Source organism: Microterricola pindariensis (assembly GCF_002936985.1).
Lineage (GTDB): Bacteria > Actinomycetota > Actinomycetes > Actinomycetales > Microbacteriaceae > Microterricola > Microterricola pindariensis.
Genome location: NZ_MPZN01000033.1, coordinates 1 through 12,438, shown reverse-complemented (window position 1 = coordinate 12,438; position 12,438 = coordinate 1). Strand labels below are relative to the sequence as shown.

At 70.1% G+C, this 12,438-nt stretch carries 12 protein-coding genes; 4 read left to right on the top strand and 8 right to left on the bottom strand.

The genetic code is table 11. The features are described from left to right. Window positions 1-19 precede the first annotated feature (19 nt). Window positions 20-439 (bottom strand): hypothetical protein, encoded by a 420-nt coding sequence (locus tag GY24_RS10690; protein ID WP_104475621.1) that lies wholly within the window; start codon window positions 437-439, stop codon window positions 20-22. A 134-nt stretch (window positions 440-573) separates the two neighbouring features. Continuing rightward, window positions 574-1,701, bottom strand: coding sequence for a DNA glycosylase AlkZ-like family protein (locus tag GY24_RS10685; RefSeq protein ID WP_104475620.1), 1,128 nt, complete (start codon window positions 1,699-1,701; stop codon window positions 574-576). A gap of 839 nt (window positions 1,702-2,540) precedes the next feature. Here GY24_RS10685 and GY24_RS10680 point away from each other — a divergent pair. Then, the gene (locus tag GY24_RS10680; RefSeq protein ID WP_104475619.1) at window positions 2,541-3,377 is read left to right on the top strand and encodes a DUF3097 domain-containing protein; all 837 of its coding nucleotides are present in this window, start codon (window positions 2,541-2,543) and stop codon (window positions 3,375-3,377) included. Between the two features lie 194 nt (window positions 3,378-3,571). Here the strand turns inward: GY24_RS10680 and GY24_RS10675 are convergent, their stop codons facing one another. Next, window positions 3,572-4,693, bottom strand: coding sequence for a VIT1/CCC1 transporter family protein (locus GY24_RS10675; protein WP_104475618.1), 1,122 nt, complete (start codon window positions 4,691-4,693; stop codon window positions 3,572-3,574). Window positions 4,694-4,845: 152 nt separating this feature from the next. Further along, on the bottom strand, window positions 4,846-5,346 hold the full coding sequence (locus GY24_RS10670; protein ID WP_104475617.1) for a hypothetical protein: 501 nt from the start codon (window positions 5,344-5,346) through the stop codon (window positions 4,846-4,848). A gap of 60 nt (window positions 5,347-5,406) precedes the next feature. Between GY24_RS10670 and GY24_RS10665 the strand changes: the two genes are divergently transcribed. Next, complete coding sequence (locus tag GY24_RS10665) at window positions 5,407-6,069, top strand: MBL fold metallo-hydrolase (protein WP_104475616.1); 663 nt, start codon at window positions 5,407-5,409, stop codon at window positions 6,067-6,069. Here the strand turns inward: GY24_RS10665 and GY24_RS10660 are convergent. Then, window positions 6,059-6,541 (bottom strand): Lrp/AsnC family transcriptional regulator, encoded by a 483-nt coding sequence (locus GY24_RS10660; RefSeq protein WP_104475615.1) that lies wholly within the window; start codon window positions 6,539-6,541, stop codon window positions 6,059-6,061. The two genes, GY24_RS10665 and GY24_RS10660, sit on opposite strands and share 11 nt — an antisense overlap. A gap of 119 nt (window positions 6,542-6,660) precedes the next feature. On the opposite strand from GY24_RS10660, the gene GY24_RS10655 reads away from it, so the two are divergent. Further along, window positions 6,661-7,902, top strand: a complete 1,242-nt coding sequence (locus GY24_RS10655; RefSeq protein WP_233279312.1) for a trans-sulfuration enzyme family protein — start codon at window positions 6,661-6,663, stop codon at window positions 7,900-7,902. Here GY24_RS10655 and GY24_RS10650 read toward each other — a convergent pair. Beyond that, on the bottom strand, window positions 7,858-9,672 hold the full coding sequence (locus GY24_RS10650; RefSeq protein WP_104475613.1) for a DEAD/DEAH box helicase: 1,815 nt from the start codon (window positions 9,670-9,672) through the stop codon (window positions 7,858-7,860). The two genes, GY24_RS10655 and GY24_RS10650, sit on opposite strands and share 45 nt — an antisense overlap. Before the next feature lie 39 nt (window positions 9,673-9,711). Here GY24_RS10650 and GY24_RS10645 point away from each other — a divergent pair, with 39 nt between their 5' ends. Next, a complete protein-coding gene (locus GY24_RS10645) occupies window positions 9,712-10,605 on the top strand; it encodes an SGNH/GDSL hydrolase family protein (RefSeq protein ID WP_104475612.1) in 894 nt (297 codons plus the stop codon). On the opposite strand, the gene GY24_RS10640 is transcribed toward GY24_RS10645, so the two are convergent. Together GY24_RS10640 and GY24_RS10635 are read right to left on the bottom strand one after the other, a co-directional pair. Continuing rightward, a complete protein-coding gene (locus GY24_RS10640) occupies window positions 10,602-11,831 on the bottom strand; it encodes a D-alanyl-D-alanine carboxypeptidase family protein (RefSeq protein WP_133161166.1) in 1,230 nt (409 codons plus the stop codon). The genes GY24_RS10645 and GY24_RS10640 overlap by 4 nt on opposite strands. Window positions 11,832-11,840: 9 nt before the next feature. Further along, window positions 11,841-12,438, bottom strand: a 598-nt coding sequence (locus GY24_RS10635) for a TrmH family RNA methyltransferase (protein ID WP_104475610.1), incomplete at its 5' end; no start/stop codon positions are given.

Here is a 12,438-nt window from a genome sequence, read left to right as displayed (position 1 = left end):
GCGGGAAAATTCGACTGCGTCAGCCGAGGAGTGTCGACCAGGCGACATCGATCACGCAGAGACCATCGTCGGTTTCGCGGTAAAAGACATCGCCGGGATGCTTGTCGCCGGGAGCCACCCCCTCCGGAAGGCCCTCCAGGTTGATGCTCCACTGCGGATCGAGTGGAACTTGTTCATCCCAGTAGCCGGCAACGAACCATTCCGGCTCGCCTGCGGAGCGGCCTTCCCAATCTTTTGCGGTGCCGAGGTCGGCTTCGGCGTCTTCGCAGACGAGATCGGATGTTCCGCCAGAAGCCAGATCTTTGATGAGGTTCTCGGTAGTTTGGATAACCTGAGCGCCGTCGTTCCCCCAAACTAGCGCGTCGACGGAACACCCGCTCACGGCCACTGCGCACACAGTTGCGAATCCGGCAAGAGCGAGAGCGCGAAGAGGCTTCATGCCTTGAGGCTACAAGAAGGCCCGTACACGCTTCCGCGTCGAGCGGCGACCCCCAGAGCCCCCGTGATTCCTGATATGTGCCCGCACCGCGTTCCCCTTGCGAGAATCTCAGCTAGGCGTCAATCCGACAGGGGTCACGCCATTTTGTGCCCGCGGACCGTCCGGCTTGCGGTCCGAGGTTCCGACACCTCGAGTCCCATCCAGCCCGCCAGGTCGTCGATCTGGGCGCGCACGGCCGCCATGACTTCGCTCGTGAACGGCACGTCCTCGTGGATTGCGTTGACGGCCAGTACGCCGCTCTTGCGGTTCGCGACGGCGTCGAGCTTTCCGATCAGGCGATCCTCATGCAGGATCGGTAGCGCGAAGTAGCCCCAGCGCCGCGCTTCCGTCGGCTTGTACATTTCCAGAATGTACTGGAAATCGAATAGGTCCTCCGATCGGATCCGGTCATGGATGAGGCGGTCGAACGGCGACAACAGTGCCGTACGGCCGACGAAGGGTTTGCCCACGGCATCCGGGTCTACCCGCCACTCAAGCTTGCTCCCCGCGACACGAGCGGGCTCTCCGGCGTCACCGACCAGCGCAGCTCGGGCGATGCCGAGCGCTCGCAGCCGACGTTCGTCGCGAATACGCTTTGCCTCGGGCTCGGGAATGATGTCGACGCCCGCCGGGTAGACCCGTTCGGCCAGGTCCCAGGTGCGCTGTCGGCCGATCCGCCCGCTGGTCGCGACTTCGCCTCTTGCTGTCAGCACCTCCAGCATTTTGGTGACATTCCGGTTGTTGGTCCACCCCGACGACGGCCACGGAACGACGCTCGTGTCGGGCACCTCACGGGAAAGCAACGGTCCGGCATCCCGCAACCGATCGAGCACGTCGTGGCGGAACGACCTGTTCGCCTGCAGCCAGTCGACCGTTGCGCCTTCGGGCGGCCAGGCCGACATCGCGGCGAGATGCAGTCCGAGGTCAGAGGTCGAACGGACCATGGCGATCGGGGGGTTGATCGGATCATCCTGCGCCTTGTGCTCGAACATCGTCCGGTCGCGCTCAATTGCCTGCTGCAGGTGTGCCGGCTGGTACGACGACCCGAGCCGGGACCAGGCAATCAGGTCGGCACTCGGCGCGACGGCCGCGGTCGGATCTAGCTGCAGGAAGGTCAGCTGTCTCACGAGGTCGAGTAGGTCTGTCGGTCGGTCGGCATCGAGTCGCTGGGCGCGGATGGCGATCCGGCGGGCCTCGTTCCGTTCGAGCCGCAGCGCAGTCATCCTGTCACCATACTCGCCTGGCACATGGTGACGAAGGCTCGGATCGGCTGGGTACAGGTCCCCACGTGATTCGCGTCCAGTGACTACTCGCAATATATGGATGGCAAGCGGACGGTTGTTGTCGGCGAGGATGGCACATCGATCGGGCTGATCAGTGCAGGTTCGGGTGACCCGTTGCTCTTGATCCATGGAGGCATGGGTCGCGCGGAGCATTGGGACCCACTGTGGACCGCGCTGAGTTCGCGATTTCGGGTGACTGCACTCGTCGCCCGCGGGGAGTGCGGCCGCAACGCTTCCACGTGAAGCACGCGCTCTCGAGACGATTGACTTCGCCGGCGCTCGCACGATCAGGGCACCCACACTTCTGCTTCTGGGAAGCACCAGCCTGCCCTGGGCCGGATCGATCACCCGACAGCTTGAGTCGCTGATACCGCACGCCACGGGCGTCGAGCTTTCCGGCCAAGGCCACAAGGGAATCGACGCTGCACCTGATCTCGTACTTGCCGAGCTCTTCGCCTTCTTCGACCAGCCGACAACGCCGACTTGATCTGTGAGTGGGACGGGACAGACACCCTCCCTGAAGGGCTCCATTTGCCGGAGGAACGAGAGCGAGTACCCTCTCCGGCCATGTACTCGAGCCTCGACGGCACCTACCCACCGCGCAGTTCAGTGGCACGCCGAGCGGTTGCTCACAGCGATCGAGCGGGCGCGGCATCCTGGAGCGCACCGAGGAGGGCATCATCAACCTGCTCGCCGACCGCTTCGAGGCGCTCGGGGTGAGCGCGGCGCAGCGGTCCCGCGACTTCCGCTAGCGCTGCATCCGTTAGCCTCGATGAGTGATGAACGACCGATACGGCTCCGATGTCCTGGCCGGCGACTGGCGCAAGGCCGGCCGCCCGGTGATCCCCGAATGCGAGGCCGTGAAAGACCTCGTGATCGAGGAGGTCGCGACCGGCTTCTGCGGCGCCGTGGTGCGCATCGAGAAGAACATCGTCACGCTCGAGGACTACTTCGGCAAGCTGCGCCTGTTCCCGCTCGGCCCCGGATTCCTGCTCGACGGCAAGCCGGTCGTGCTGGTGCCGCCGAAGAAGGCAGCACCGGCCGGGCGCGGGCGCACGGCATCCGGCTCCTTCGCGGTGGAGAACGCCGCCGCCCGGGTCGCCCTGCCCAGCCGCATCTTCGTCGAGGGCCGGCACGACGCCGAGCTGGTCGAGAAGGTGTGGGGCGCCGACCTCCGGATCGAGGGCGTCGTGGTCGAGTATCTGGAGGGCGTCGACGACCTCGACGCGATCATCCGCGACTTCAAGCCGGGCCCCGGCCGCAAGGTCGGCGTGCTCGTCGACCACCTCGTGAAGGGCTCCAAGGAGAGTCGCATCGCGGATGCCGTCGCCGCCGGTCCGTACGGCAAGCACGTGCTCGTCGTCGGCCACCCCTACGTGGACGTCTGGCAGTCGGTGAAGCCGGAGCGGCTCGGCATCAAGGAGTGGCCGACAATCCCGCGCAACGTGGAGTGGAAGAAGGGCATCTGCGCCAGCTTCGGCTGGCCGCACGCCGAGCAGGCCGACATCGCCCGCGCCTGGCAGCGCATCCTCGGCCAGGTGCGCACCTTCGCCGACCTGGAGCCGGCCCTGCTCGGCCGGGTCGAGGAGCTGATCGACTTCGTCACCAGCCCGTAGGGCCGGTGGCTTCGGTCGCTGGCGCTCCCTCGAGCCACCGGGGCGCGCGCCGCTTCCCACGCCGGCTGAGCGAGGAACGAGCGAAGCCCTGACAGCCCGCACGAGGCCGCAGAAAAAACAGGAGCAGAGCGACGCGGGCGCCGCATACGGGGCCGGGAACGCTGTGGTCCTGCGTTTCCGCGCCGTACTGGGCGCTAGCCGATCGTGGTGCCGAAGGCGAGGCCGAGCACGTAGGTGACGGCGGCCGCGCCCAGGCCGATGCCGAGCTGGCGGAGCGCTCGTCGGAAGGGCGGGGCGCCGGAGAGCAGGCCGACGACGGCGCCCGTCACGAGCAGCGCAATGCCCACCAGCACGACCGCCACCGCGACGGCGACGATGCCCTGCAGGCCGAAGATGTACGGCAGCACCGGGATGATGGCGCCGGAGGCGAAGAAGCAGAAGCTGGAGAGCGCGGCGCCCCAGCCGGTGCCGATGGCCTCGTGCTCGTCGATCGCGCTGACCGGGCCCGTCATCGGGGAGCCCTGGGCGTGGATGCGGGTGATGACCCGGGCGGCGTGCCGCACCGCCTCGCCCTCCTCCATGCCGCGGGCGCGGTAGACGAGGGCGAGCTCGTTCGCGTTCACGTCGAGGTCTGGCAGCACCTTGTCGGCATCCGGGTCTGGGTTGGAGGCCTCCAGCAGCTCGCGCTGGGAGCGGACGGAGACGTACTCCCCCGCGCCCATCGAGAGGGCGCCGGCGAGCAGGCCGGCGATGCCGCTGAACAGCACGACGCTGTGGGCGACGCCGGTCGCCCCGATCCCGAGCACGAGGGCGAGGTTGGAGACCAGGCCGTCGTTGGCGCCGAAGACGGCGGCGCGGAACGTTCCGGAGAGCCGCATCCGACCGCGGGCGGCGAGCCCGCGCACGACCTCCTCGTGGATGCGCTCATCGGCGGCCATCGCGGCGGAGGCGTGCGGGTCGCTCGCGTACGGGGAGGCGCTCTCCGCGCGCTGGGCGAGGGCGAGGACGAAGATCGAGCCGAAGTTGCGGGCGAGCAGGCCCAGCGCCCGGGTGCGGATGTCGGCGCGGTGCGGCCGCCCGGCCTCCTCGCCGAGCAGCTCGCGCCAGTGCGCCTCGTGGCGGCCCTCCGCGTCGGCCAGCGCGAGCAGGATCTCTCGTTCCTCGCCGGTGCGGCGGGCGGCGAGCTCGCGGTACACGGCCGCCTCCGCCCGCTCGTTGGCGAGATACTGCCGCCAGCGCCGCAGCTCGGCACCGCTCGGCTGGGGCGCGCCGACGTTCGCGCGGGCAGACGGGGTGTCTTCGTTGAATTGAGACATGGGGGTGGAACTCCTGATGGCCTGGCGCTGGTGCGGGAACGATGTGGTCGCGCGACCCTGAGCGTCCGCTGTACACGCTACCGATCCGGATGCCGCCGAGCCCCCGATTCGCCGCGATTGACAGCATTTCGGGCCCCCGAACACCGCCGGATTCAGCGCCGGATCTCGACCAGGACCACCCACGCCGAGACGACGGCGGAGAGGATGGAGAGCAGGATCCCGGCCGCGATCCAGTACGTGCCCGCGGCATCGCCGAGCAACAGGAGCACCCCGCCGACACAGAGCGCGGCGCTCGGCAGCACCCCGAAGCTGCCCTTCACGATCGACTCGCCGAGCCCGCGGTGCTCCCGGGCTCCGGGCTGCCGGGTGCGCACCAGCCGCCACAGCGACTCGAGGGCGAGGCCCAGCGCGATGCCGCCGGCCAGAAGGACCAGCCAGCCGAAGCCGCCGGCCGAGAGACCGGGAATCAGCGCGGCCAGCGCGATGATCGTGGAGGCGACGAGGAGCGCGATGGCGACGCCCGCCCGCGAGGCCATGCCCGGGATGGCGATCATCTCCGTGACGCTCACCGAGGCGGCGACGATGATGAGGCCGCCGAGGGCGGCGCACGCCCCGGCGGCGGCGACGAAGAACCCGGACCACTCGGCCAGCATGGCTCGATGCTACGCGCGGCAGACCGCGTCGGGATAGACGCGGAGGAATAGGCTCGCCGCATGGCCGAATGGGCAGAGGTCGCCGACGGCGTCTGGCAGGCGCGCTACCAGCCGCTGGACGTGTCCGTCTGCCTGGTGCGGGGCACGGCCGGACTGCTGCTGGTCGACACCCGCTGCGGCCCGGAGGAGGCGGCCGAGATCGTGGCGGACGCCGCGCGGCTGCAGCAGGGCGACATCCGCTGGGTGGTGAACACCCACGCCCACTACGACCACACCTTCGGCAACCAGCTGTTCGCCCCGACGGCGACGATCTACGGCCACCACCGCGTCGCGGCGCACTTCCGCGACTACGAGGCCGCGGAGCTGGCCGACCGGCCGGATGTCGTGCTCACCCCGCCCCAGGTGCGCGTCGACGGGCTGCTCGAACTGGACCTCGGCGGGCGCACGGTGCGGCTGATCACCCTGCCGCCGGGGCACACGGACACCGACTTGGTCGTGCACGTGCCGGATGCCGGCTGCTGGATCGTCGGCGACGTGATCGAGGAGTCCGGGCCGCCGCAGGCCGGCCCGGACGCGTTCCCGCAGGGCTGGCCGCGGGCGCTCCGCACCCTGGCCGACAGGATCGGCCCGGACGAGCTCGTCGTGCCGGGGCACGGCCGGGTCGTGGACCGCGCGTTCGTGCTGGCCCAGGCGGCGGAGCTGGAGCGGCCGACTACTCCTTGACCAGCTCGTGCCAGCCGTCGCCGTCGGCGTGCTCGAAGATGAGGTTCGTCTCGGTGTGCGCGACGGCCGGGTGCCCGGTCAGGTGGGTGAGCACGAAGTCGCGTAGCTCGGAGGCGTCGTGGGCGGCCACGTGCAGCAGGTAGTCGTCGGCGCCGGCCATGTGGAACAGGCCGATCACGCCGGGCAGGTGCGGGGCGGAATCCCGGAAGGAGTCGATCTCGCCGCGGGCGTGCTTGACGAGGCGCACCGAGATGAGCGCCTGCAGTGAGGCGCCGAGCGCGGCCAGGTCGATGTCGACCCGGAATCCGCGGATGTAGCCGAGCGCCTGCAGGCGGCGCAGCCGCAGCGACACTGTCGACTCGGCGACTCCGACCTCTGCGGCCAGCGCGGCCCCGGAGGCCCTGGCGTTGGCCGAGAGTGCGCGCAACAGCGCACGGTCGACGCGATCGAGATCGGCCTTCTTCGAATCCACGGGGCAGTCCTGCTTTCTTTGTGAAGAACCTTTCAAGAATAGCAGCACTCTCGACAGGATCCTTGACGCCCTTGAGGTGCTTTGACAGCTTCAACTACGTTCGAGGCATGGAGCCACTGATGTCTCACAACGATTCCCCCGGCCACCGCCTCGAGACGATCGCCGTGCACGGCGGGATGGACGGGGTGCGCGAGTCCGGCTCGCACGTGCCCACCATCGACCTGTCGACGACGAACCCGTTGACGGATGTCGAGAGCGGCGGTGACAGCTACGAGAACCTCGCCACGGGCGGCGACCTCGAACCCGGCGCCTCCGCCGTCTACCAACGGCTCTGGCAGCCGGGCGTCGCCCGCTTCGAGGAGAGCCTGGCCGCGCTGGAACGAACGGACGGCGCCGTCGCCTTCGCAACCGGCATGGCGGCGCTCGCCGCCTGCCTGCTGGCGACCGCCGCGGCCGGCCGGCCGCACATCGTCGCCGTGCGCCCGCTGTACGGCGGGACGGACCACGTGCTGGCCACCGGCCTGCTCGGCACCACGGTGACCTGGGTGCAGCCGGACGGCATCTCGGCGGCGATCACCCCGGAGACCGGCCTCGTCGTGATCGAGACGCCGGCCAACCCGACGCTGGAACTGCTCGACATCGCCGCCGTGTGCGCGGCCGCCGGTGAGGTGCCCGTGCTCGTCGACAACACCTTCGCCACCCCGGTGCTGCAGCAGCCGGCCCTGCACGGCGCCACGCTGGTGCTGCACAGCGCCACCAAGTACCTCGGCGGACACGGCGACGTGATGGGCGGCGTGGTCGCCACCAGCACCGAGTGGGTGACCAGGCTCCGCCAGGTGCGGGCCCTGACCGGCGGCCTGCTGAACCCCTTCGCTGGCTACCTGCTGCACCGCGGCATCCGCACCCTGCCCGTGCGGGTGCGCGCGCAGCAGCAGACGGCGATGCAGCTCGCCGCTCTGCTGGACGGGCACCCGGCGCTGAACCGGGTGCACTACCCCGCGCTGCCCGGCCAGGACCCCCAGGGCCTGCTCGGCCGCCAGCTGCACGGCCCCGGCTCGCTGATCGCGATCGAGCTGGCCGGCGGCTACGACGCGGCCGCCCGGTTCACCGAGTCCTGCCGGCTGATCACGCACGCCGTCTCACTCGGCGGCGTCGACTCGCTGGTGCAGCACCCGGCGTCGCTGACGCACCGCCCGGTGGAGGCCAGCGCGAAGCCGAACGCGGCCGTCGTGCGCCTGAGCATCGGCCTCGAGCACGTCGACGACCTGGCGGCCGACATCCTGGCCGCCCTGGACGCCGTCCTCGTGGGCGACGCCCTAGTGGGTGCTGCCGAGCCGCTTGCGGAGCAGCTGAATGCGTGACTGCAGCTGGGTGACGCTGGCCTGAGCGACGGCGGGACCGCCGCAGATCCGGCGCAGCTCTGAGTGCACCTGGCCATGCGCCTCACCCGTCATCTTGGCCCACATGCCGACCAGGCTGTTGAGCAGCGTGCGCTGCTCCTTGAGCGTGCGGTAGAGGGCCTGCGGCGTCTCGGCGGCGATCTCCTCGGCCGGGCGGTTCTTCTGCCGCTCGGCCTGGCGCCTGGCCTGCTTGGCCTGGCGCTGGCGCAACAGGTCGCTCACCTGCTCCGGCTCCAGCAGGCCGGGGATGCCGATGAAGTCGAACTCCTCGTCGCTGCCGGGCTCGGCCAGCGTGCCGAACTCGTGGCCGTCGAAGAGCACCCGGTCGAAGGTGGCGGCCGAGCCGATGGCCTGGAAGCTGAACTCGCTGGTCAGCGCCTCCGACGCCTTGTCGTCCTTGTTCGCCGCGGCGACCATGGCATCTTCCGGGTTGTAGATGTCACCGTCCTCCTCGGTGCTGATCCGGTCCAGCGCGTGGTCGCGCTCCAGCTCCATCTGCGAGCCGAGTGCCATCAGCTGCGGCACATTGGGCAGGAAGACGGATGCCGTCTCACCGCGGCGGCGGGCGCGCACGAAGCGGCCGATCGCCTGGGCGAAGAACAGCGGGGTCGAGGAGGAGGTGGCGTAGACGCCGACGGCGAGGCGGGGCACGTCGACGCCCTCCGACACCATGCGCACGGCGACCATCCAGCGGCTGGTGCCGGCGGAGAAGGTGTCGATGTTGTCCGACGCCTCCTTGTCGTCGGAGAGCACGAGGGTGACCGGCTGCCCGGTGATCTCCTCGAGGACGACGGCATACGCCTTGGCCGCGAAGTGGTCGGTGGCCAGCACCAGCCCGCCGGCATCCGGGATGCCCTGACGCACCTCGCTGAGGCGCTTGTCGGCGGCCTGCAGCACGGAGGGGATCCACTCGCCGGCCGGGTCGAGCGCGGTGCGCCAGGCCTGGGAGGTGATGTCCTTGGTGTTGTCCTCGCCGAGCTTGGCCTCCATCTCGTCGCCGGTCTTGGTGCGCCAGCGCATGTGGCCGGCGTAGACCATGAACAGGACGGGACGCACGACGCCGTCTTCGAGGGCGCGGCCGTAGCCGTAGTTGTAGTCGGTGATGGAGGTGCGGATGCCCTGGTTGTCCGGCGCGTACTCGACGAACGGGATCGGCGCGGTGTCGGAGCGGAACGGGGTCCCGGTCAGCGACAGGCGCTTGGTGGCGTTGCCGAAGGCCTCGCGGATGGCGTCGCCCCAGCTCAGCGCGTCGCCGCCGTGGTGCACCTCGTCGAGGATCACCAGGGTGCGGTTGCTCAGGGTGATGTCACGGTAGAGCGAGGCGCGCACGGCGACCGCCGCGTAGGTGACCGCGATGCCGTGGTAGTGCTTGCCGAAGCGGCCGTGCGCGTTCTTGAACTCGGGGTCGAGCCGGATGCCGACGCGGGCCGCCGCCTCCGCCCACTGCTTCTTCAGGTGCTCGGTCGGGGCGACGACGATGATCGTGTCGACCTCGCGGCGGCCGCGGAGCTCCGCGGCGAGGCGCAGGGCGAACGTCGTCTTGCCTGCGCCCGGCGTTGCCGCGGCGAGGAAGTCGCGGGGCATGGTGTCGAAGTACTTTTCCAGTGCCTCGGCCTGCCAAGCTCGCAGCTTACTGGCGGTACCCCAGGCGGCACGTTCAGGGAACGACGGCGAGAGGTTCTCTGCGGCCGAGGTTCCCGGATGGGGGTGGGGGCCGAGCGGAGTATTCATCTGGCCCCAGTTTAGCCGCTCCCCGATTACATTGGTGTCATGGCTGAAGACACCGCTAAGCACACCGGACTGTGGTTTCGGCTCTCGAGGCGCCGCGAGCAGGCGAAGCCACAGGGCGACGCGCCCGATGCGGGAGCCCCGTGGCCGGTGCACCCGTGGCAGCGCTACGTCGCCGTCGGTGACTCCTTCACCGAGGGCATCGGCGACCCGGAGCCGAGCGTCCCCGGCGGGTTCCGCGGCTGGGCCGACCGTGTCGCCGAGGTGCTGAGCGACGGCACCGACGACTTCGCGTACGCCAACCTGGCGGTGCGCGGCAAGCTGATCCAGCAGATCCTGGACGAGCAGGTCGACCACGCGCTCGCGCTCAAGCCGGACCTCATCACGATCTCCGGCGGCGGCAACGACGTCATCCGGCCCGGCAGCGACCCGGATGCCGTCTCCGCGCTGGTCGAGCAGGCGATCGCCCGGCTCAGCCGCGACCACGCGACGGTCGTGCTGTTCACGGCGACGGATGTCGGCTTCTCCCCCGTGTTCCGCGGCATCCGCGGCAAGGTCGCCATCTACAACGAGAACCTGCGCGCCATCGCCGCGAAGTACGACTGCATCATCGCCGACCAATGGCCGTTGAAGGAGATCCAGGACACCCGCTACTGGGCGCCGGACCGGCTGCACATGAACGCGCTCGGCCACCACGAGATCGCCCGGCTGGTGTTGGCGGCGCTGAACGTGCCGAACGACTTGAAGCCCTCCCAGCCGGAGCCGGCCCCGGCCCTGAGCTGGCGGGAGGCCAGGGGCGAGGACCTCAGCTGGGCCCGCGAATACCTCGTGCCGTGGGTGCTGCGCCGGGTGCGGCACCAGTCCTCCGGCGACACCGTGACCGCCAAGCGGCCGGATGCCGGCCCGTTCCAGTCGGAGCGGCCAGAAGGCAACTAGCGCGGGTTGGCGAGCTTCCAGCCGACGCCGGGGTCGCCGAGCCGGCCGTGCAGGGTGATCGGCACGGTGGCGCTGCGCCCGCCGGAGCTGAAGGTCACGCTGCCGAGGTTGGTGCCGTCGGCGGCCAGTGAGACGTCCGGCAGGATGAGCGCGGTCTCCACCGGTGTGTCCGACCAGACCAGCATCGAGGCGGATGTCGCGCTCTCCGCGGTGGCGGTGTCGCCCCACACGGTCGAGTAGCTGGCCCACTGCTGCCCGGCCTCGGTGAGCGAGACGGTGTGGAAGCCGGCGAAGGTCGAGTCCAGCAGGCCGGCGACGGCGTCGTTCAGCTCGGAGTGGGTGTCCGCCCCGAGCGTGGCGCCGACCAGCGTCACCTGCTGCCCGTCGATCTCGGAAACGGCGGTGTAGAGCAGGCAGGCGCCCGCCTCATCCGTCGTGCCCGTCTTCATGCCCGTGACGCCGTGCGTTCCGAGCAGCTTGTTGGTGTTGACGACGGTGCCGATGGTTGGCAGCTCGGCGGATTTCATGGCGACGATCTCGGCGAGGGCGGGCTGGGCCAGGGCCAGCTTGCCGATCTCGACCAGGTTGGCCGGGCTGCTGACGCTGCCGGCGGAGAGCCCGCTGGCGTCGACGACGTGCGTGTCGGTGAGGCCGTGCTCGGCCAGCCAGGCGTTCGCGGCGGCCAGGTACGCGTCCATCGAGCCGTAGGCCCAGATGGCGAGGGACTGGGCGTAGTTGTTGGCAGAGGGCAGCAGCACGGCGGTCAGCGTCTGCCTCTGGCTGAGCGTCATGCCGGCAGAGACCGGGGCCGAGGAGCCGTCCTCGGCGATCGTCTCCCAGTAGATGTCGATGTCGGCCTCGGTGTACGCGATGTCCGGGCCGGCCTCGCCGGCGCCGAGCGGGTGCTTGTCGAGCACGACGAGCGCCGTGATCATCTTGGTGATGCTGGCGATCGGGCCCGTGGACTGGTCGCCGGCGGTCGCGAGCAGGCCGGGCGTGCCGACGGCGCCGATGGCCGTGCGGCCGAAGTCGGGCCAGGCCACCGGGCTCGCCGGCTGGGTGAGCGCGGGCACCTCTGCCAGGGTCGCGCTGGTGGCCGGCAGCGGGGCGGCGATGGCGTTCACGCTGTAGATCAGGCCGGAGAGCAGGGCGATCAGCACCACTCCGATCACGCTGAAGACAACGAGCCGACGACGTCGGTACACCTGGCGTCGAGTAAGAGTCACGGAACGAGCTTAAGCGACTTCGGCTGCGCGCACGCGCAGGGCGTAGAGCGCGACGGCGCTCGCCGCGGCCACGTTCAGCGAGTCCACGCCGTGCAGCATCGGGATCGTCACCGTCGTGTCGGCGGCGGAGAGGGCGGCACGGCTCAGGCCGTCGCCCTCCGAGCCCAGCACGATCGCCAGCTTCTCCGGCGGGTTCTTCTCGAACTCCTCCAAGCTGACGGCGTCGTCGGAGAGCGCGAGCGCGGCGATGTGGAAGCCGAGCGAGTGCAGCAGCGGCGTCGCCTCGTCCCACTCCGGCAGCCGGGTCCACGGCACCTGCAGCACGGTGCCCATGCTCACCCTGACGCTCCGGCGGTACAGCGGGTCGGCGCAGCGCGGCGTGATGAGCACGGCATCCGCCCCGAGGCCGGCCACCGCGCGGAAGATGGCGCCGATGTTGGTGTGGTCGACGATGTCCTCGAGGATGACGATGCGCCGCGCGTCGCGGATGAGCTCCTCGACCGGGGCCAGCGCCGGGCGGTGCATCGCGGCCAGGGCACCCCGGTGCATGTTGTAGCCGGTCAGCTGCTCCAGCACGGCGGGCTCGCCGACGTAGACGGGAACATCC